15 protein-coding genes and 1 pseudogene are annotated in these 21,366 nt (G+C 42.5%); 10 read left to right on the top strand and 6 right to left on the bottom strand.

The window, feature by feature from the left end; all coding sequences use genetic code 11:
- Positions 1–68 precede the first annotated feature (68 nt).
- Positions 69–1,514 (top strand): protein adenylyltransferase SelO, encoded by a 1,446-nt coding sequence (locus tag F986_RS17435; protein WP_004697761.1) that lies wholly within the window; start codon positions 69–71, stop codon positions 1,512–1,514.
- A 68-nt stretch (positions 1,515–1,582) separates the two neighbouring features.
- Positions 1,583–1,954, top strand: a complete 372-nt coding sequence (locus tag F986_RS17430; protein ID WP_004697758.1) for an MmcQ/YjbR family DNA-binding protein — start codon at positions 1,583–1,585, stop codon at positions 1,952–1,954.
- A gap of 949 nt (positions 1,955–2,903) precedes the next feature.
- On the opposite strand, the gene F986_RS17425 is transcribed toward F986_RS17430, so the two are convergent.
- The 3 genes from F986_RS17425 to baeS form a co-directional block, all read right to left on the bottom strand.
- Entirely contained in the window at positions 2,904–4,259 is a 1,356-nt protein-coding gene (locus F986_RS17425) for an amino acid permease (protein WP_004697756.1), read from the bottom strand.
- A 212-nt stretch (positions 4,260–4,471) separates the two neighbouring features.
- Positions 4,472–5,158, bottom strand: a complete 687-nt coding sequence (locus tag F986_RS17420) for a response regulator (protein WP_004697755.1) — start codon at positions 5,156–5,158, stop codon at positions 4,472–4,474.
- A 19-nt stretch (positions 5,159–5,177) separates the two neighbouring features.
- Complete coding sequence (gene baeS / locus F986_RS17415) at positions 5,178–6,830, bottom strand: sensor histidine kinase efflux regulator BaeS (RefSeq protein WP_004697753.1); 1,653 nt, start codon at positions 6,828–6,830, stop codon at positions 5,178–5,180.
- A 137-nt stretch (positions 6,831–6,967) separates the two neighbouring features.
- On the opposite strand from baeS, the pseudogene F986_RS17410 reads away from it, so the two are divergent.
- From F986_RS17410 to F986_RS17395, 4 genes and pseudogenes are all read left to right on the top strand, one after another.
- Positions 6,968–7,585, top strand: a pseudogene (locus F986_RS17410) (hypothetical protein).
- Between the two features lie 305 nt (positions 7,586–7,890).
- On the top strand, positions 7,891–9,693 hold the full coding sequence (locus F986_RS17405) for an acyl-CoA dehydrogenase C-terminal domain-containing protein (protein ID WP_004697748.1): 1,803 nt from the start codon (positions 7,891–7,893) through the stop codon (positions 9,691–9,693).
- A gap of 197 nt (positions 9,694–9,890) precedes the next feature.
- Positions 9,891–11,672, top strand: coding sequence for an acyl-CoA dehydrogenase C-terminal domain-containing protein (locus tag F986_RS17400; RefSeq protein WP_004697747.1), 1,782 nt, complete (start codon positions 9,891–9,893; stop codon positions 11,670–11,672).
- Between the two features lie 139 nt (positions 11,673–11,811).
- Positions 11,812–12,309: a phosphate-starvation-inducible protein PsiE gene (locus F986_RS17395; RefSeq protein ID WP_004697744.1), complete on the top strand. Its 498-nt coding sequence runs from the start codon at positions 11,812–11,814 to the stop codon at positions 12,307–12,309.
- Positions 12,310–12,378: 69 nt separating this feature from the next.
- Here F986_RS17395 and F986_RS17390 read toward each other — a convergent pair whose 3' ends face one another.
- Positions 12,379–12,834: an RcnB family protein gene (locus F986_RS17390; protein WP_227518523.1), complete on the bottom strand. Its 456-nt coding sequence runs from the start codon at positions 12,832–12,834 to the stop codon at positions 12,379–12,381.
- Between the two features lie 194 nt (positions 12,835–13,028).
- On the opposite strand from F986_RS17390, the gene F986_RS17385 reads away from it, so the two are divergent.
- Complete coding sequence (locus F986_RS17385) at positions 13,029–13,481, top strand: hypothetical protein (RefSeq protein ID WP_004697739.1); 453 nt, start codon at positions 13,029–13,031, stop codon at positions 13,479–13,481.
- A gap of 108 nt (positions 13,482–13,589) precedes the next feature.
- On the opposite strand, the gene F986_RS17380 is transcribed toward F986_RS17385, so the two are convergent.
- Together F986_RS17380 and znuD are read right to left on the bottom strand one after the other, a co-directional pair.
- On the bottom strand, positions 13,590–15,053 hold the full coding sequence (locus F986_RS17380; RefSeq protein WP_004697736.1) for a phospholipase D family protein: 1,464 nt from the start codon (positions 15,051–15,053) through the stop codon (positions 13,590–13,592).
- Positions 15,054–15,218: 165 nt separating this feature from the next.
- Entirely contained in the window at positions 15,219–17,252 is a 2,034-nt protein-coding gene (znuD, locus tag F986_RS17375) for a zinc piracy TonB-dependent receptor ZnuD (protein ID WP_004697734.1), read from the bottom strand.
- Positions 17,253–17,390: 138 nt separating this feature from the next.
- On the opposite strand from znuD, the gene F986_RS17370 reads away from it, so the two are divergent.
- From F986_RS17370 to F986_RS17360, 3 genes are all read left to right on the top strand, one after another.
- Entirely contained in the window at positions 17,391–18,155 is a 765-nt protein-coding gene (locus F986_RS17370) for a DUF4184 family protein (protein WP_004697731.1), read from the top strand.
- A gap of 151 nt (positions 18,156–18,306) precedes the next feature.
- Positions 18,307–20,091: an aspartate--tRNA ligase gene (gene aspS / locus F986_RS17365; protein WP_004697728.1), complete on the top strand. Its 1,785-nt coding sequence runs from the start codon at positions 18,307–18,309 to the stop codon at positions 20,089–20,091.
- Positions 20,092–20,410: 319 nt separating this feature from the next.
- Positions 20,411–21,295, top strand: a complete 885-nt coding sequence (locus F986_RS17360; protein WP_004697725.1) for a lysophospholipid acyltransferase family protein — start codon at positions 20,411–20,413, stop codon at positions 21,293–21,295.
- Positions 21,296–21,366: the final 71 nt, after the last annotated feature.

Below are 21,366 nucleotides of genomic sequence, written 5' to 3'. Positions count from 1 at the left end.
TATATGCCTTAACACTAAAACTTTGCTATATTGATGGGGTCATGGCTTATCCCTTGTGATCCTTCACTATGCAGTTCAATTCACGCTACTCTCTCCTTCCTTCAAAGCTTTATCACCGTCAACAGCCCTTGCCACTAAAAGGGGCAAAAGCAGGTCATTTCAATGCAGCCTTGGCAGAACAGTTGCAATGGTCTGAAGCCGACAAACAGTCTTGGGTAGAGATTTGTAGCGGACAAAAAACCTTTAATGAATTTGAACCATTGGCAATGGTCTATGCAGGACATCAATTTGGTCAGTGGGCAGGACAGCTTGGTGATGGTCGGGGTTTATTGATCGCGCAAATTCTCGATCAACATGGGCAAACCATTGACCTGCATTTAAAGGGTGCTGGCTCTACTCCTTACTCACGTATGGGAGATGGTCGTGCGGTACTTCGCTCCGTCATTCGTGAGTACTTGGCTGGACATGCGCTGAATAGTTTAGGCGTGGCTTCAAGCAACGCGGTGGGCTTTACTTCATCAGCTCAAGGTGTGCAGCGGGAGAAATTGGAACTCGGTGCGATGATGTTACGCACATCGGACTGTCATATTCGCTTGGGGCATTTTGAGTGGATTAATCAGTATCAACCTGATTTACTCGGCGAATTCACCCAAAGATGTATCGCATGGCATTACCCCGAGTGTTTAGATGCGGAACAACCAGTTTTGGCATTTGCAACCCAAGTGATTCAACGGACTGCGGTAATGATTGCCAAATGGCAACTGGTCGGATTCGCACATGGGGTGATGAATACTGATAATTTAAACATTACGGGTTCAACCCTCGATTTTGGCCCTTATGGTTTTATGGAGCGCTTCCGCCCGAATTGGATTAACAATCACTCCGACTACCAAGGTCGCTATACCTATCAGCAACAGCCGAGCATTGGACACTGGAACTTATGGACATGGTTGAATAACCTCATTCCACTTTGTCCGCAAGACTATGACAAAGAACAATGGAAGCAAGACCTTGCAGATTGCTTAGAGCACTATGAACCCACGTTCTTGGAGCACTACAAACTGGGTTTAAGTCAAAAAATGGGCTTACCTCATTTCCACATGGACAGTTTTGACTGTGCCATGACTTTCTTACGGATTCTACAAACAGAACAGCTCGACTACACACAAAGCTTTACGCGTTTACAGGATCAACAATATGAGACGATTAAAGATGACTGCCTTGACCGTCGTCAATTTGAAAGTTTCCTCGCGCAATATGAACAGATTCGTGCAAATCAAGACACAACAGAACTCAATGCAGCCATGCAACAAGCCAACCCTGTTTATATCCTACGCAATCACATGGCACAAAAAGCAATTGAGCTGGCTGAACGGAATGATTTCTCAGAAGTCGAACGCTTATTTGACCTGCTTAGCCGCCCGTTTGAGCGGAATGTAGCACTAGAGAAAGCGGAAGATTTAGCACCTTTGCCAACGGATGTTCCTGAGGTGATGGTGAGTTGTTCCTCTTAAGCATTTGGCTTAAACTGTGGATAAATTAAACAATATCCACAAGGCTTTCCACTAGAGTGATGATCAACATGTCCTTACACCTTATTGCTGCAAAAGCTGCACTTGCCCTGCCAGAAGTGACGTGTAGTCAGCCCTTTGGTGAAGGCTGTGATGTCTATAAAGTCATGGATAAAATGTTTTTGCTCAATTCATCTTTAAGTGGGGCGGCTTTAAGTAATTTAAAAGTCACGCCTGACCACGGCGCGATGCTACGTGATATTTATCCCTATATGCATGCAGGATGGCATATGAATAAAAAGCATTGGATTTCAATATATGAAGATGAAAACGTAGATTCGGATTTAGTCATTGATCTAGTACATAGCTCTTATGAGCTCGTGGTATCCAAGCTGAATAAACTACAAAGACAGCGAATCGCTGCGCTTAAAGCCATCACCTAAATATGTATTGAATGAAAAAGATTTTTAAATTATTCCTATTAGATTTCCTAAAGCGCAACCCTATCACTGTATCAAACAAATCATCGGTTTGAACGCATATTGTATCGGCTAAACAGTTTTTCGACGCTTTCTACGTGTGCCAAACTAAAAGTGAAATGAGGCATTCATAGATCATAAAAAAAGCCCGACATCCTGTCGGGCTTTTTCGTATTGGTTAGCTAGGTATAACTCCTGTCGTACCTCACATCCTAGTGTTGAACTTATCATTTTTGTTTTATGTTTTGGAACTTCCTGTTCTCTATGACTGCATCATATAAAAAATCTTGGGACTGACCTAGACGCAATCCGCTTGAATTGGTGTAAGCCAAAACGTACATAGAAAAATAAGCTTAATTAGACTTACCCCCAAAATTATCCGCAGAAATTGTGGATAGTTTTCAGGATGACTAAAGCTGAGCCTTACTCCTAAAAATTACTTTTTGCGTGATTTAAAAGCAACTTTATAGCTCAGTACTTCAATCTGTTGGAAATACAATCACTCTTTCTCGATTTTGCCTATTTAATTATCTATACATATCAATCCGAAAAGATGAAGTATGAGAGTAGCTCACTCTCCATCCAAGTTAATCAGAAAGCCATGCTGAACTCGTACAAAGACAGACTGAGAATCAGTAAAGTCTTAGTAATTTTCCTGCTCAGTTGCTTATTTGATTCCATTGTTGAAAAGTTAGGACGCCATCTCACAGTCCAACCCTAGGTGACATACATATGGCTTGTAGAATGCTTCGCTGATTTGAATACAGACTGATAGACCCTCTGCATATCAAAAGACAAACTAAAAGATTATTTAAAATGCTTATAACTTACCCATGAATCAGAACCCCAAACAATCCAAAGCCCAATAAAAAAGGACTCATATTGAGTCCTTTTCAACATCATCACCTGCGCTTTAGCTTTTTTTCGTCTTCAATGTTTTAAATAAAACAAATAACACGAGGATCCAGACAGGAGGCATCAACACGGAAAGCATAAAACCTTGATTCCACATGATATACAAAATCATCAGCATAAACACTAAAACAAAATAATTGCTAAACGGTGCAAATAACGCTGGAAACTTGGTTTGAATGCCCTGTTTTTTCATACTCTGTCTAAATTTAAGATGGATCAAACTGATCATCATCCAATTCAACACCGCAGCACTGACCACAATATAAATCAGATAACTGAGCGCTTTTTCAGGCAAAAAGTAATTCAACAGCACGCAGCCAAAAATCAGTAATGCTGAAAATAAAACAGCCGCAATCGGTGTCCCTTGCCGATTCACCTGCTTAAAAACTTGCGGGGCATTACCTTGTTCTGCCAGACCTAAAAGCATGCGACTATTGGCATACATCCCACTATTACAAACAGAAACCGATGCAGTCAGAATAATAAAATTCAGTAAATGTGCTGCCCAATCAATGCCAATTTGCTTAAAAATAAGCACAAATGGACTTTTATCTAAACCACCCAAATCCAATTGATTCCAAGGCACCAAAGACAAAAGAATCGCCAGCGAGCAAATATAGAACAGGAAAACCCGAATCACCGTTTGATTGACGGCTTTTGGAATGTTCTTTTCAGGATCTTCGGTTTCCGCAGCCGCCATACTGATCAGCTCAATACCGCCAAAGGCAAACATCATAAAGGCCAACATATAAAACAAGCCTTCAAAGCCATGTGGGAAAAACCCGCCATGTGCCCATAAGTTCGTGACGGATGCGGTTGAACCGACATCAGCCGTCAACAACAGGTAAACTCCGAAGATGATCATGGCGATAATCGCCACAACTTTAATCATCGACAGCCAAAACTCAGACTCCGCATACAGTTTGACATTGGCAAGATTGGCCAGTGTGATCACCACAAAAAACACCAACACCGAGACCCACGCAGGAATATGTGGCCACCAGTAATTCACATACTTGCCAATCGCAGTCAGTTCAGTCATCACCACCAAGATATACAATACCCAGTAGTTCCAGCCCGTTAAAAAGCCTGAAAACCGCCCCCAATATTTAAAGGCAAAGTAGCTGAATGAACCCGTCACTGGCTCATGCACAATCATTTCACCGAGCTGACGCATAATTAAAAATGCAATCAAACCGCCAATCATATAACCCAAAATAATCGAAGGGCCAGCAGATTCAATAATATGTGCTGAACCTAAGAACAGCCCTGTGCCAATTGCACCCCCCATGGCGATCAATTGAATATGGCGGTTCTTTAAACGGCGCTGAAGTTTAGGCGTCTCGCTGCTCAAAACACATGCTCATCTGATAAAAAAATGAATTGTACCGCTTGCACAGACGATCAACCAGTCTTGTCCTTTTAAATTGCAGATTGCTCGGTTTCATTTCACCAGTTGGAGATTTAAGCAAACTGCTGATTTTGATTGCCGCATTTGCTTGAACCCCATAAAAAAAGCGGATAAACCTCAGCTTATCCGCTTTTTTTATCGTTCAGAAAACTGAATTAATCTTCAGGATATTCAAAACGGTAGCCTACCCCATATACCGCCTGAACCCATTCATGACGGTTGCCTGTTTCAGCTGCATCCGAAATCTTACGACGTAAGTTCTTAATATGGCTATCAATCACACGGTCAGCTACTTCAAAGCTGTCTGGGTTGATATGATCCAGTAGCTGTGCACGTGAATAGACTTGACCCACATGCTCTAAAAACAACTCCAGTAAACGAAACTCGGTCGGCGTTAAGTTTAAAGGCTTTTGTTGATACCAAATGCGTTGTTGCGCTTTATCCATACGGAACAAAGACTGATCTTCAGGCTCAGCTTTACGCTCTAAACGACGTAACACGGCTTGGACACGCGCTACCAATTCTTTTGGGCTAAAGGGTTTACACACATAGTCGTCTGCCCCCATGTTCAAGCCAAGCACACGGTCGATTTCTTCCGTACGTGCAGTGACCATAATAATCGGCAAATCCGACTGTTCACGGACTTTACGGCAAATGGTCAAGCCATCCATACGAGGCACCATTAAGTCTAAAATCATCAGACTCGGTTTACGCTGCGTAAAGCTATCGTAAGCTTCCTGACCATCATGAAACATACTGACTTCAAAGCCCGCTGCTTCAAGATAATCGCGGACCAATTGTGCAAGTTCTACTTCATCTTCAACCAGCATAATATGTTTCATACATACTTCCTTTTGTGTTTCATTTTTTTGGGAACGTTAACTTGCAACGTAAACCACCCAAAGGCGAATGATCAAAACTCAATTCGCCGCCCAAAGCCTGAGCCAGTTTAGCCGATAAAGCCAAACCTAAACCTGTACCACCTGTGCTCCGCGTACGCGAGTCATCGACTCGATAGAAACGCTCACCGAGTCGTGCCAGTTGCTCATCAGTTAAACCATATGGACTGTCATCGACATAGACTGTCCAATCTGTTGCAGACTGTTCCGTATGAACTCGAACCTGACCACCCGCTTCGGTATAACGAATGCTATTACCCAATAAATTGACCATGATTTGCTTAAAGCGGTCAATATCAAGTTGTAACTCGGCGCCCTCACCTTCGACACTAATGCTTAAATGGGCCTGTTCAAATTTAGGCTTAAAGTTTTCCACTTCTTGCTCAATTACCGCCCATGGGTTCACGGTTGCAAAGTAACAGTTTAATTGCTGTGCTTCCGCTTGTGCCAAATCAGCCAAGTCATGCGTGAGTTTTTTCAAACTGGTGACTTGGCGTAACATCGATTCAAAATGCTCAGGCGTTGGTTTCCGAATACCGTCTTGCATCGCTTCGATCTGCGCTTGTAATACCGCCAGCGGTGTTTTCAACTCATGTGAAGTATCTGACACCCATTGACGACGTGAAATTTCATGCTGATCTAAAATCACCGCCAGTTGGTTCAGTTCATTGGACAAATCACCCAGCTCATCATTTCGATTCACTTTAACTTGATGCTGAAAATTACCCTTCGTTAATTCACGCGTACCATTCAACAAGCGTTGAATCGGTGTCTTAAAATAAGTCGCAAGTAACAACGCAGCAATTAAACTGGCAAAAACGGTTAAACCATAGACTAGTAATAAATAGCGCTTTTGATTACTAAAGAAGTTGATACTTAACGCATCATCTTGATCGAGAACTGGTTTCAGCCCCAAGTAGCCCACCACTTGGTTATTCACCACAATAGGACGGAAAGAAACTTGATCATCCGAAGGTTCACCGACCACGAACTGACGCTGCGTATCGTATAAAGACAAACGCGAGCTAAGACCTAAACGGTCAGGCGTGGAAATAAACTGTTTTTTGCCTGTGTTTTGTTTGCTCTCTTGTTCAATCTCTTCTTTTTTACGATCTGGACGGAAAACATTTTGATTGGCGCTGAGCGGGAACTTTAAACCTTCAAAGGGTTGAAACTCCGAAGGTAAGTTTTCCTCCAAAGCTTGCAGTTCTTGTTCGGTTAAAATCTGTTTTTCATGTTTGACTTCAGTGGTAGAAACATCACTGAGTAAGGTTTTGGTATTTTCTTTAAAATAACGCTGTTGCAAAGCAATGTCGTACTGGCGACGTAACCACCAACGAGAGAGACGGTCATAATCATCTGGCGCAGCATGTCCTTCAATCTGCAAAATTTGCGCTTGAATGGCATTGCCCCAGTCATGATAGGTACTATAAACGCCTGCTAAGTTATCAATCAGATGATCGAGCTTTTGCATTTCCACGTCCGCCACATATTTGGCAAAATTCTTTTGCATCGTCCAATGCAACACACCTAAACTCACCGTGGTAATCACCAAAGTGGTCAGCAATACAGTGAGGAATAAGCGTAAAGCAATCGGTACGCGGCGAATCTTCAAAAGCAATCTCTCGGTCGTTCTTTTGCCTTGTTATTGTATAGAACACTGCATCAAAAAACTCTCGATTGTTTCTACATCTTTATTATTTAATCTTTAATCATCCAAAATGACATGCTCTTGTATGGGGGAGTTGTAGAATGAATAAGATGACAAAAATGGCTTTAGCCACTGCCAGCGTTTTATCTGTAGGTGTGTTGACTGCTTGTCAATCCACCCAAGCACCGAAAGATATGGAGCAGTCGCAACATATGCATGGTCATTATCAGAAAGACCGTCACATGACACCTGAACAACGCGAACAATTTGAAAAAATGCGTACTGAACGTAAACAAGTCATGCAAGACATTAAAAAAGCCTGCGATGGCAAAGCGGTGGGTTCAGCAGTCCAAGTCAAAGCAGGTGAGCAAACACTAGAAGGCACATGTGCGATTTCATTTAAACCGAACCGTGATGAAATGAAACGTGGTGAACATCGCCCAATGCGTGGCGATCAAGCCGATCGTGGTGAATTCCGTGGTATGCATATGCAACGCGGCGAACCACTAACCGATGCGAAACGTGCTGAGTTAACCCAGCAATACGATCAACGTTTAGCTGAACGTCAAGCGCGCTAACAAGCTGCGACCAAAGCCTGCCAAGGTCAAACCGATGGTAAAGCCGTGCAGTTAAAAGTTGGCACACAAACAGTAGATGGCAAATGTATCGTTCACTTCCAACCTAAAGCTCCTGTTTCAGCACCCAATAAGGCTGCTTAAACCACTCTAAAAAGTATAAATAGATCAAAAAGGCGCAAATTGCGCCTTTTTTATTGGACATAACTTTTTACGCTTTTTGACTATTTATGTCATGCCAAAAGCAGCAAAACTGTTTACACTCAGTGCACTTAGCGATTTTGAATAATATTTATTTGACTTTACAGTCACCAAGAAAAGCACCCGAACCGCTTGTACCAAATTAGAAGATGTTGCACGATTAAGTTATTCCAATCCGTGTCAAAGAAGACACGTTTTTATGTTTATTAGGATTATAAGCTGGTTAAACCAGTATTGAGGAAACCGATATGCCACAATACAAAGCGCCCTTACGTGATATGCAATTCGTACTGCATGAGCTATTGAATGCAGAAGAACACTATTCTAAATTGCCTGCATTTCAGGAAACCGTAAGCCGTGAATTGGTTGACCAATATTTAGAAGCTGCTGCAGATTTCTGTGAAAACGAATTATCTCCAATCAACCAAAGCGGCGACCGCGAAGGTTGTACTTGGAATGATGGCGTTGTTACAACTCCAACTGGCTTTAAAGAAGCGTATCAAAAATATATCGAACTTGGCTTCCCGTCTCTTTCTGCTGAAGAGCAATACGGTGGTCAAGCATTACCTGTTTCTTTGGGTAACGTGATTTCAGAAATGGTCGGTACTGCAAACTGGGCATGGGGTATGTACCCAGGTCTTTCTCATGGTGCAGTTCGTACTTTAGAACATCACGGTTCAGCTGAACAAAAAGATGCTTACTTACCAAACCTTGTTTCAGGTGTTTGGACAGGTACGATGTGCTTGACAGAATCTCATGCAGGTTCTGACTTGGGTATTATCCGTACTAAAGCTGAGCCACAAGCTGACGGTAGCTATGCAATCACTGGTGAGAAAATCTTTATCTCAGCGGGTGAACATGACATGGCTGAGAACATTGTTCACATTGTACTTGCTCGTCTTCCTGGCGCACCTAAAGGCACCAAAGGTATTTCTTTATTCATCGTGCCGAAGTTTAACTTAAACGCAGACGGTACTGTGGGTGAGCGTAACGCCGTGCGTTGTGGTTCTATCGAACACAAAATGGGGATCCACGGGAACTCAACTTGCGTGATCAACTTTGACAATGCAAAAGGTTTCCTGATTGGCCCTGAAAACCGTGGCTTAAACTGCATGTTCACTTTCATGAACACTGCACGTATTGGTACGGCTGTACAAGGTCTGGCAGCATCTGAAGGCGCATTCCAAGGTGCATTAACCTATGCGAAAGACCGTTTAGCAATGCGTTCTTTGACAGGTCCTAAAGCACCAGAAAAAGAAGCCGATCCAATTATTGTTCACCCTGCTGTTCGTAACATGCTGTTAACTCAAAAAGCATTTGCTGAAGGTGGTCGTGCACTGGTTTACTTATTGTCTCTACATGCGGACGTAGTTGAGCAAGGTGCAACTGAAGAAGAGCGTAAATCTTCTGACAACATCTTGTCACTGCTTACTCCAATTGCAAAAGCATTCTTGACTGAAACAGGTTCTGAATCTGCAAAACACGGCGTTCAAGTGTTTGGTGGTCACGGCTTTATTTCAGAGCATGGCATGGAACAAATCGTTCGTGATACACGTATTGCGTGTTTATACGAAGGGACAACTGAAATCCAAGCGCTTGACTTGTTAGGTCGTAAAGTTTTGGGTACTCAAGGTGCAATGTTGAAAGACTTCACTAAGATTATTCACAAATTCGTTGAAGCAAACAAAGACAATGCTGCAATGAAAGAGTTTGTTGAACCTCTTGCTGCTCTAAACAAAGAGTGGGGTGACTTAACCATGCAAATTGGTATGAAAGCAATGCAAAACCCAGATGAAGTGGGTGCTGCTGCGGTCGATTACCTATACTTCTCTGGTTATGTAACCCTTGCTTACCTATGGGCGCGCATGGCACTTGTAGCACAAGAAACATTGGCTGCAGGTACCACTGAAGTTGACTTCTACAACGCAAAAACAACGACTGCACGTTTCTACTTCAAGAAGATCCTTCCACGTGTTCGCTCACACGTTGACGTGATTGCTGGTGGCGTAGAACCGTTATTCGCATTAGATGCAGAGCACTTTGCATTCTAAGTAGTTAATAACTAATTCGATATTCGAAATAGTTGTACTCTTGAGTACAGAAATGAAAAAGGACAGTCATAGCTTTGGCAGTCCTTTTTCTTTATAAATAGAGCGTTATTTCGCTTGGGTCATCTGACAACACTCTCCGTTGTTAATTAAGCTGTCCTAAGTCTACAGAGATTCAAACAATAAACAGGTGAACGAACATGCCAATTTATAATGCCCCACTTGCGGATATGAAGTTTATCCTCAATGACGTTTTCAATGCAGATCAGTTCTGGCAGTCTAATGAAAATCTAGCTCATGTAGACAGTGCGACGGCTGAAGCGATCCTCGAGGAAATGGCTAAATTTGCGCAAAACGTAACCCTGCCTTTAAACCGTACAGGTGATGAAGAAGGCGCAACATTTAGCAATGGTGCAGTGACTACACCTGCTGGTTTTAAAGAAGCGTTTAAGCAATATGCTGAAGGCGGATGGATTGGCTTAGCGGCTGATGAAGAATGGGGCGGTCAAGGCATGCCAAAAATGCTGACAGTTCTTGCAGATGAAATGCTGTTCGCAACCAACCCATCATTCATGCTCTACCCGCTTCTTTCTGTCGGTGCTGGCATGGCGCTAAACAGCTATGCATCGCAAGAACAAAAAGAAACCTATTTACCTAAAATTTACTCAGGCGAATGGTCTGGGACCATGTGTTTAACTGAGCCACATGCAGGTACAGATTTAGGCATTATCAAAACTAAAGCTGAACGTAACGAAGACGGCACCTATAACATTACAGGGACTAAAATCTTTATTACTGGTGGTGACCACGACTTAGCTGAAAATATCATTCACTTAGTTTTGGCAAAAACCCCTGATGCACCTGCGGGTTCACGTGGTATTTCATTATTCATCGTGCCTAAATTCCTATTGAATGCAGATGGTTCTGTAGGCGAGCGTAATGCGGCAGGTCCAGGTTCAATTGAACACAAAATGGGGATCAAAGCGTCTGCAACTTGTGTAATGAACTTTGACGGTGCCAAGGGTTACTTGGTCGGTAAAGAAAATGAAGGCCTTGCGGCAATGTTCGTGATGATGAACTACGAACGTTTGTCGATGGGTATTCAAGGTTTAGGCGCATCTGAATTTGCTTACCAAAATGCGGCACAGTACGCAACAGACCGTCTACAAGGTCGTAGCGCGTCGGGTGTTCAATCGCCTGCTAAACCTGCGGACAGCATTTTAGTTCATGGTGATGTGCGTCGTATGTTGCTTAATGCACGTGCGAACAACGAAGCATCTCGTGCATTTGCAGTTTACGTGGGTCAGCAACTGGATATCACCAAGTTCTCAACAGACCCTGAAGCTGTGAAAGCAGCCAATGACCGCGTTGCCTTGTTAACCCCAATTGCAAAAGCGTATTTAACCGACACAGCATTCCAAGCAACTTTAGATGCACAAATGGTCTTCGGTGGTCATGGCTATATTCGTGAATGGGGCATGGAGCAATGTGTACGTGACTTACGTATTGCACAAATCTATGAAGGCACCAACGGCGTTCAGTCTCAAGATTTAATCGGTCGTAAAACCATTAAATGTGGTGGGGCATTCATCGCAGACTACATTACTGAAATCCGTGACTTTGCTAACAGCTTAGATGCAGATCTAAACTTCATTAAAGATGCAACACTCGATGCGGCAACTGAAGTGGAAGAAGTGACCAAGTATGTTCTTGAACGTGCTGCTGAAAGTGCAGAGTTCCCGAATGCTGCAGCAGTGGATTACTTACATGCAATCGGCCTACTCAGCTTTGCCTATATGTTTGCAAGAATTGCCAATGCTGCAAAAGCCAAAGATGGTGACTTCTATCAAAACAAACTGGCGCTTGCAGCTTATTTTGCTCAACGTATTTTGCCTGAAATCGACTTACGTATTGCAAAAGTAAAAGCAGGTGCAGAAGTTATCATGAACTTCTCTGAAGACTACTTCACCAGCCAAGCTTAATCGCTTAAAGATTGAATAAAAAAACGCCTGCTTCGTCAGGCGTTTTTTATGGCTCAGCTTTATTTTTGCTTTTATACGTCATGTGCATGAAATTTGCTTATGATGCAATAAACCACCATCAACATATCAGGAGGCAGCCATGACTAACCGTGACCCTAAAATAGAGAAAATAGAAACCCTCCTCGATAAACTGGGCAATACTGCAGTAGAAAGCTTTCACTATGTGGCTTTATTTATTATTGGCTGTATGGTGATTTGGTCGGCAGGACATACCGTTTATGAGATCCTGACCATTAAACAATATGCCTCAATTGATGATATTTTACTGTTATTCATCTACTTAGAACTGGGTGCAATGGTTGGTATCTATTTTAAAACCAACCACATGCCTGTCCGCTTTTTAATTTATATTGCCATCACTGCCCTCACCCGACTTTTAATTTCCGATATCCAGCATGACCACAAAGCTGATATGGATTTGGTGATTATTACGGGTTCAATTTTAATTATGGCGGTTGCAATCTTGGTAGTGCGTTATGCATCGTGGAATTATCCTTCAGTAATTCGGGATAAACATGCCGACAAGCCTTTACCTGAAGGAAAAACACCACGCCCACAAGATGATGAACTCGCTTAATTTTTTATTGACCACTAAAAAACCCTCTGTCTAAACAACGGAGGGTTTTTGTATCAATCAAAGATTCATTTATTTTGAATCCGGCTCTAAAGCATAGCGCCCATTTTCGTAGATCCAGTGCATACCTTCAGGTGGGTCTGGCAGTCCCAAACGTCGCCAATCGGTAATCAACACATAATCACGGCTTTCAATACTGGAGTCGCCATCCCCATACACATAGCTATTGGTTTCCTGACTATAGGTTGAATAGCTGGGCGCTCGGTAAATAATACTCACACCGGGTCGCATTGGATATCCGCCATGTGGTGGATGGTGCGGAGGTGGTCTGTGATGAGGGGGTTCAATTTGAGGCGGTGATGTAGGTCTGGGCATTGCACCTTGATACGGCCCAGCATAGGTTGGGAAACGCTGGGTTTGCGAAGTCAGCGGTTTTCCATAATAACGCGTCGCTGGTTGAGCAAAACTCAGTGCAGGAAATAAGCTGAGTAAACTTATTCCATAGATTATTTTTAAATATTTCATCATCTTCCTCCACTGAGGTGAATATTATTATTTTAAACCCATTTTATGGATAAAAAATGTACAAACTGTCGATTTTAGATCGCTGACCGTTATCACCACTATAAGGTTTGAAGCAGGATTTCTTTGAAAAGCAATAAATCGTATATGTTTTCAGTTTATACTTAATCTTTGTTTATAAATGTATTGGATGAACAATCGTGGCGGAATTAAGTTTTGATCGACTCTATGAATATTTTGCAAAAGTGCCCAGTATTCAAAAAAATCTGATTGATGCTTATGGCACAGATGGCAAAAATGCATGGTGGTTTAAGTTTCAAATTGATGTAGATCATCCTTTGGCATGGCAAACGGTACAAGAGCTGGGACATGTACTGAACTATATTTCGAAAAATGAGCGCCTACCGACGCAGTTTCTACCTGTTTCACCGCCGCCATATATGAATGGTGAAGCCAAGCAATTCTTGGCATGGGTCATTCAGTGTAACCATCCTGACTTTCCACCTGATGTCATTTGTGACTGGTTAGAAGCACGTCTACCGAGCCCAGTGGAAGATGCCGAAAAATGGAAAATCAAAACAGATCTACATGAACTCGATAAGATGACCGATAAAGATTTGGATCAAATCATCCCGCCAAATCCTGAGCAGTAAAATCTTAAAAATTAAATCTCCCTAAATCCCTCTTTAAAAAGAGGGACTTTTCATCTTGCACAATAGAGGGAGTGCCGCTTTTCATGAAACGGCAAAAGGAATTCGAAATTAAAACGTCGACAAACCACTCCACTCCATAAAGCGGTATAGCCCATATTTGAGTTTCGACTCATCTTTATATTGCTCATAGCCCACACTCATTTGACGACCATTTAAGTGCGACCATGCCCCATCAAAATATTGCTGTGCATCTGTAAACACCGCTGCGTTAGACCGGCCAATCACACGTAAATTAGTCTCTAAGTTATAATTCTTCAAATTCCGTGCGGTAAAATTCGCTGAACCTAAAATGAGCTCTGCTTCTTGTGCATGGCGTTTTAAAATCATTTTGCTATGACACTGCTCTCCTTGAGTATTACACCACCGCACTGTAATACCTGCATCGTTAAGCTCAGATGCAACTTGACGGTTCGGAATTCCATTCTTTTGACGACCAAATGCATCTTTATTGGGGTCGAGTAAAATCCGAAGTTTAACGCCCCGATTCTGTGCATCTTTTAAAGCATTGATGATTTGACGCTCAGACAAATAGAACATCGCCAAATCAATCTGATCATTGGCTTTTGCTGTATTCAACAAGTTGAGTGTTGCATCTAGGATTGCTTTTTCCGTCAGCACCTGTACCTGAGGCTGCGATGGATTGCCTGCAATTTCGCCTAGAATCACCATTGGTACATCGCCCTGAGACATATGTGCTACAGTTTGCTCTGTTTTCAACACATCAATTGCGGTATTGCCTGTCACCAATAGCGCCACATTGGAATGTCGCGAACTGCCATCATGTGGATTCGCCGATGTGACCAAGGTTTTCCAACCTTCGGCGGTATCGACCACCAAAGTTTTGCGGTGATTGGCTTTAAAGTTAAATAAGTTGAGATAGCTACGTAGGGTGATTTTTTCATCCCCAAACGGGTTTTTTAACCAACCACCGTCGGGATTATTGCCTGCATTTTGACAACAGATATACCAAAAACCTGACCAAATAGGGTTAGAAGCACGTAGCGGACGTAAATCCGTTTCAATCACATCCACACCTGCCTGACGCAATTTACGGTAATGCTCAGGTAATAGCCCGCCATACACCGAGTTAATCGGGTCGGTGATGACTTTGATTTCAATATTCGGATGTAAGCTTCGCTTGACAATCAACGCATCGGTCAGCTGACGAGTCAACGCCCGTTGTGATGCTTGAGATGTTCCCACTTCATCGTTAAACAAGAACATATCCAACACAATCGTGGTTTGTGCATCTTCAATCAGTTTAAACACTGCGTTGAAAATATGATGATCTTGTTGCTGCTTGCCTTGTGCATCGATATAGGTTTGATCTGCAATAAATTTGACATCGGCATGACGTAACTTGCCCGTATAGTCCAGCCCATCAGGCAGTGGTTTAACGCTATGGTAAACTGCGGAGGTTAAATAAGTCAGAGCCAATAAACCCACCACGACACCGACATAACGGGTCGATGTCCAGTTGAGCTTTTGATGTAATTTTCGAAAGATACGCATAACAAAAAACCTAATCCAATATACTCAGACTAGGTTTTATTGTTTGATTTTTCAAGAGGATTTCTGTTGTCAATGTTTTGGTAGCCTCTCCCTAACCCTCTCCTTAAAAGAGAGGGAGCACCTCCTCTTTACGGAAAAAGTTGGGGTGAAGCTTGAAATAGCACCTTAGAAACTAAAGTCCAGTCCAATTGTGAAGTTACGCCCCACTTGTGGAATGGTCGATAAGAAAGAGGTATGCGAATAAACCGTCTCATCTAAGAGGTTATTGGCTTTGAAATACACGCGATAATCATTGCCCTGCATATACTGACCATTATACGCCAAGCCCAAATTCAACATGTTATAGCCCTCGGTTTCGGTCTCATAGCTTGCAATTCGATCTTGCTCAAACACATGGTAATACTCTGCCGTACCCGACCACGTGTCACTAAAGTTAGCATTCACTTTTGTTCCTAAACGGCCAGCAGGCACCCGTGGCGCATTTTCATTGTCAATTTTGCCACGTACATAATCACCAAAGACACTCATTTTATAAACATCATTGATGGCATAAGAGGCTTCTGCTTCAGTCCCATAAAAACGCGCTTTGTCTTGGGTGTAGTCTACTAGGCGGAAGTTTTCGTAACGGTCTGCAGTTTGAGCATAAATGTAGTTGTCATACCAGTTGTGGTAAACATGAACGTGATAATCAATTTTATCCGTATCGTAATGGAAACCTAATTCTAGGTTATTGGACTTTTCGACATCGAGATTTTCATTGCCACGCTCGTAGGTATTGGTTGCAAGATGCTTACCATCAGCATAAAGCTCTTGCGCCAAAGGTAAACGCTCTTGATGTGATCCAACCAAAGACAGTTTATAGTTCGGTGCAAACATCCAATTCACAGCACCCGAATAGGACACGGCATAATCATCATAGTCTTTTCGATCAGATTCAATATCAATCGTCTGCTGATCGACACGTGCCCCTAACTCAAAATGGAAGTCATTCCACTGCTTATGTTCTAAACCAAATACGCTCCACTTTTGCGTCTTGGTCGGTTCTAAAATCGACTCTTCACCCGTGATATCTAATTTTTGTTGATTGTACTGTACGCCAACCACACCTTCCCAATCCGCAATCGGCTGATGCACCATTTCTAGACGCGCATCATACCCTTTACTTTTAAAGGTGGTTGCAACACTATCGCCTTCAATTTCATCATGTTGGTAGTCGGTATAACTGGCATGGGCACGTAACTTCTCAAACCCTGCAATCGGATTTAAAATTTCTGTACGGAAATCATAACGTTCCGACTTCAAGTCAACCCAAGGCCCTGTCTCATGTTCGTCCCCATAATCTTCCTCACCACATCCAATTAATAAATTACCTGATACAGTGCAACTTTCATATTCATGGCTGTGCCCAGGTAAACCGTATTGATCTTGACGGTTGGTATAGGCGATACCCGCAAAACTACGCTCACCAATCCATGAGCCACCAACGCTGACAGTTTCGCCTTTGGCAAAGGTATTTCCAACACGACGTTCTTTTTCGAGTTCACCCTCATGCTCGTGGAAATAGTTCGGCGCAATATAGTCATTCGCTTCACGCTTTGAACCTTCAACCCGTAGAGCAAACTGACTGCCCAAAGCAACCGTCGCCCCAGCACTGGCCAACTTTTCATCACTGCCAGAGTTGTAGCGTAATCCCGCCGTACCTTCTAGACCTTTTTCAGGCATGCTGGTTGGAATTTTTTGATCGGTGACATTGACCAAACCGCCCACGGTGCCTGCACTGTATAACAGGGTTGAAGGGCCACGGATGATTTCAATTTGCTTGGCCAAAATCGGATCGACCGTCACGGCATGGTCTGGCGATAAACTCGAAACATCGGCTGTTTCTGAAGCATGTTGTAAGACTTTCACGCGAGGGCCATCTTGACCACGAATCACGGGTCGACTTGAACCTGAACCATACTGATTTGAATATACGCCTAGCTCATCGGCCAAAGCATCCCCAATAGTCGGTGCACGTTCTTTTAAGCTTTTTTGCTCGATGACCTGATCGGCGACTGCAAAATCAGCAGCGGTCTGAACGAGTGGATGTGCTTGGCTGGTCAATGTTTCAAGTTGTTGTGTTGTTGTGTCATCTGCAAAAATGGCAGGTGCGACCACCGCCAAAATAGAGAGCGTTATCAAATTTTTATGGAAAGCCATGGAACTCACTCAAGCGTACAATTTTTGAATATTGTTATAATATAACATTTCAAATTCATTGCAATAAAAAACATTCCAATCGCAGAAAAAAGATAAACTGCCCTATCCATCTAAGTCGATGCCAACGCCAATAGATCAATGCCCTTTACCATTTCACATGCCGTTCTCGCGCCCCCTTTAGCCAAACTCAGTGGTGACCGTTTACCCATTGCTGCCATTGCCATTGGCAGCATGACCCCTGATCTTTATCGGCTGTTTACACAAGCCAATTCAAATACTACCCACTACTGGACTTCACTCGTTCATCCTGATCTTTGGATTGGACTCAGTTTTTGTGTTTTGTGGTACGTGCTATTACGGCCCTGTTTTTATCGTTTTTTAGGCATTCAGCATGAATTAAGGCTGAGCAGTATGCTGCGTTTTTTTAAATTTTCTGTGGCCGTTATTCTCGCGATACTGCTCGGCACGGCTACGCATCTGTTATGGGACGGACTCACCCATGTTGATCACCGAACTTTGTTCGGACATGAGTTTCTAAGCCAGAAGATTCCTTTGTTAGGGCACTATTATCCGCTACATCGCATTTTACAAATTGGCACATCGGCACTGGCTTTGCCCTTGTTGGCGTGGATGGGTTGGCGCTATTACCAAACCTATCAGCAACATTTTCCAGTGAGTTTAAAAATCAAACGCTTTGCAATGGGACTGTTCATACTGAGCCTTTTAGGCGGTTTAGTCAGTGTTTGGGACTATGCACGTTATATCCCCACGCAAGTGTGGCAGTCAGACCTGTATTATTTTACAGGGCGAAGTATTAATGAGTTTAGCCAAGTCGCTTTACTGATTTTAATCTTTGGCTGCATTCTGTTTTTATTTTTAGATCGAGACTATCGTTTAGGCTGAATTTAAACCAACGTTTAAATGCTATTTCCAGCCTTTTTTAAGCTATACCTTGAGAGTCAATGCCCAAAGAGGCATAATCCTACCTTTATTTCTGGCGGTACGCTGTTTACGTATTCGCTACCTTTAGCCATATAGTTGGATTTTTAACGCCATGATGCGAACTCATTACTGCGGTTCTTTAACCGAAACTCAAATTGATGAAACAGTAACCCTCTGCGGTTGGGTACACCGTCGCCGTGACCACGGTGGTGTCATATTCCTTGATATGCGTGACCGTGATGGTCTTGTGCAAGTGGTTATTGACCCAGACACTCCTGAAGCATTCGCAACTGCAGACAAAGTACGTTCAGAATTCGTATTAAAAATTACAGGTCGCGTACGTCGCCGTTATGCAGGCACAGAAAATGCCAATATGGTGAGCGGTCAAATCGAAGTTTTAGGTAAAGAAATCGAAGTGCTTGCTGCATCAGAAACTCCGCCGTTCCCATTGAATGACGACAACACCAATATTTCTGAAGAAATTCGTTTGAAATATCGTTTCTTGGACATCCGTCGTCCTGAAATGTTAGATCGTTTACGTTTCCGTTCAAAACTAACCAACCTCATTCGTAACTACTTCGAAGACAATGGTTTCTTAGACGTTGAAACTCCGATTTTAACCCGTGCAACGCCTGAAGGTGCACGTGACTACTTAGTGCCAAGCCGTGTTTCAAATGGTAGCTTCTACGCACTTCCACAATCACCACAATTATTCAAACAATTGTTGATGGTGGGTGGTATAGATCGTTACTACCAAATCGCAAAATGTTTCCGTGATGAAGACTTACGTGCAGACCGTCAACCTGAATTCACCCAAATCGACGTTGAAACATCGTTCATGAGTGACGATGACATCATGGATTTAATGGAAACGTTGACGGTTAAGATGTTCAAAGAACTTCTTGATGTTCAATTCGATAAATTCCCGCGCATGACCTATACAGATGCTATGCGTGACTATGCATCGGACAAACCAGACTTACGTATTCCTTTGAAATTGGTTGACGTCGCAGACCTGATGCAAGAAGTTGAATTCAAAGTATTCGCAGGTCCAGCGAAAGACCCTAAAGGCCGTATCGTTGCATTGCGTGTTCCAGGTGCAGGTTCACTACCACGTAGCCAAATTGATGAATACACGAAATTTGTCGGCATCTACGGTGCAAAAGGTTTAGCGTACATTAAAGTAAACGAGCTTGAAAAAGGCATCGAAGGCTTACAGTCTCCAATCGTGAAATTCATCGAGCCAATCGTACTTGATCTCTTGAAACGTGTTGGCGCAGAAAATGGCGATATCGTGTTCTTTGGTGCAGACAAAGCTAAAGTTGTGAACGATGCCATGGGTGCTTTACGTATTAAAGTCGGTCATGACTTGAAAATGTCGACTTGCGAATGGGCACCGCTTTGGGTGGTTGACTTCCCAATGTTTGAAGAAACAGATGATGGCAAATGGACTTCTGTTCACCACCCATTCACACTGCCTAAATCAAGCGTTGAAGATGTGAAAAATAACCCAGGTGCTGCGCTTTCTGTGGCTTATGACATGGTGTTAAACGGTACCGAAATTGGTGGTGGTTCACTGCGTATTCATAACCTAGAAATGCAAAAAGCAATCTTTGAAGCTTTAGGTATTGGTGAAGAAGAAGCCGAAGAGAAATTCAGCTTCTTACTCAATGCATTACGTTATGGTGCTCCTCCGCATGGTGGTTTAGCATTCGGTCTAGACCGTTTAGTCATGCTCATGACAGGTGGTGCTTCTATTCGTGATGTGATTGCATTCCCGAAAACCAAAACTGCTGAATGCCCATTAACGCAAGCGCCTGCACCAGTTGAATCAAATCAACTACGTGATTTAGGCATTCGCTTACGTGAAAAACCAAAAGCTGAAGAAACCAAATAATCTTTAGATTTTGATTAAAGAAACCCTGCCATGCGCAGGGTTTTTTCATTCAAGACAAGACCAGCCATTCCATAGATATTATTTTCGCTTCAAATTTTCCAAAATTTCTTTTGAACTTTTGATCTATCCCCCTTACAGTGATTCACGATAGTCTATATTTTATTGCAGCAGTTCTGGCACTGAATCACTCTATTGATTTATTCATTTATTTTGTTCTTAAGACGCTCATCTTTTTTTGATTTTATCTATCTTAGATTTTTAAGTCTCTTTGCAAAATTTTCTCTCATCTCATCTTTTCAAAAGATTTCTGAGTCAAAATATGGCTATTTATTATCTACTTAAAATCATCTCACTTTTTCCATTGTCCTTTTTACAATACATCGCACGCGGAATTGCACACCTGCTTTACTATAGTGACTCTTCAATTAAGCGTATCACCACCATTAATCTGCAATTGGCCTACCCTGAGCTCGACCCAATAGCACTCCAGAAACGCGTTCATCTCAGCATTCAAAGCCAATGCCAAACCTATATTGAATTTTTAAAATGCTGGGGAATGCCTCCACAATACAACCTAGATTTATTGAAAAACATTCATGGTGAATCTGTTCTAACAGAAGCTTTAGCCAATAAAAAAGGCGTGATTGTGGTCATTCCGCATTTTGGTTGTTGGGAGCTGTTAAATGCATGGTTAAATGTCTATACGCAACCGATGATCATGTATAAACCCTATAAAATTAAAGGAATTAACCGCTATATTCTAGCTGCACGGCAAAAGTTTAATGCAACCCTTGTTCCTACTGATGAAAAAGGTATCCGCAGTATCTTCAGACACTTAAAACAAGGTGGGCTGACGGTGATTTTACCGGACCATCTACCAAAACCTAGTGGCGGTATTTATTCATATTTTTTCCAGCAAAATACTTTGTCCACGACACTGGTCTCTAAAATGGCGGCAAAAACACAATGCAATGTGATCGGATTAAGTTGTATTCGTAATGCTGACGCAGCGAGTTTTGATGTGTACTGTACAGAATTATCTCAAGATATTTTATCGACAGATCTACAGCTATCTGTAGACAGTTTAAATCTTGCCATGCAAGACATGATTAACCAAGCACCCGAACAGTATATTTGGTCCTATAAACGTTTTCGAAATTGTTATGGCAATATCAATGCTTATCGGATAAAGCCACCGATGTAGGCTCCACAAACCTACATGTGATTTCAAGAATTTCGAAAGAATAATTTATGCTATTTCCTAACGGCCTGAAT

This window comes from Acinetobacter johnsonii CIP 64.6 (assembly GCF_000368045.1).
Lineage (GTDB): Bacteria > Pseudomonadota > Gammaproteobacteria > Pseudomonadales > Moraxellaceae > Acinetobacter > Acinetobacter johnsonii.
This window is presented reverse-complemented; position numbering and strand designations above follow the sequence as displayed.

Bases quoted from the DNA above. Each gene is read 5' to 3' on its own strand.
- F986_RS17435 (WP_004697761.1), top strand. From the start codon at position 69: ATGCAGTTCAATTCACGCTACTCTCTCCTTCCTTCAAAGCTTTATCAC.
- F986_RS17430 (WP_004697758.1), top strand. From the start codon at position 1,583: ATGTCCTTACACCTTATTGCTGCAAAAGCTGCACTTGCCCTGCCAGAA.
- F986_RS17420 (WP_004697755.1), bottom strand. From the start codon at position 5,158: ATGAAACATATTATGCTGGTTGAAGATGAAGTAGAACTTGCACAATTG.
- F986_RS17405 (WP_004697748.1), top strand. From the start codon at position 7,891: ATGCCACAATACAAAGCGCCCTTACGTGATATGCAATTCGTACTGCAT.
- F986_RS17400 (WP_004697747.1), top strand. From the start codon at position 9,891: ATGCCAATTTATAATGCCCCACTTGCGGATATGAAGTTTATCCTCAAT.
- F986_RS17395 (WP_004697744.1), top strand. From the start codon at position 11,812: ATGACTAACCGTGACCCTAAAATAGAGAAAATAGAAACCCTCCTCGAT.
- F986_RS17390 (WP_227518523.1), bottom strand. From the start codon at position 12,834: ATGATGAAATATTTAAAAATAATCTATGGAATAAGTTTACTCAGCTTA.
- F986_RS17380 (WP_004697736.1), bottom strand. From the start codon at position 15,053: ATGCGTATCTTTCGAAAATTACATCAAAAGCTCAACTGGACATCGACC.
- znuD (WP_004697734.1), bottom strand. From the start codon at position 17,252: ATGGCTTTCCATAAAAATTTGATAACGCTCTCTATTTTGGCGGTGGTC.
- F986_RS17370 (WP_004697731.1), top strand. From the start codon at position 17,391: ATGCCCTTTACCATTTCACATGCCGTTCTCGCGCCCCCTTTAGCCAAA.
- aspS (WP_004697728.1), top strand. From the start codon at position 18,307: ATGATGCGAACTCATTACTGCGGTTCTTTAACCGAAACTCAAATTGAT.
- F986_RS17360 (WP_004697725.1), top strand. From the start codon at position 20,411: ATGGCTATTTATTATCTACTTAAAATCATCTCACTTTTTCCATTGTCC.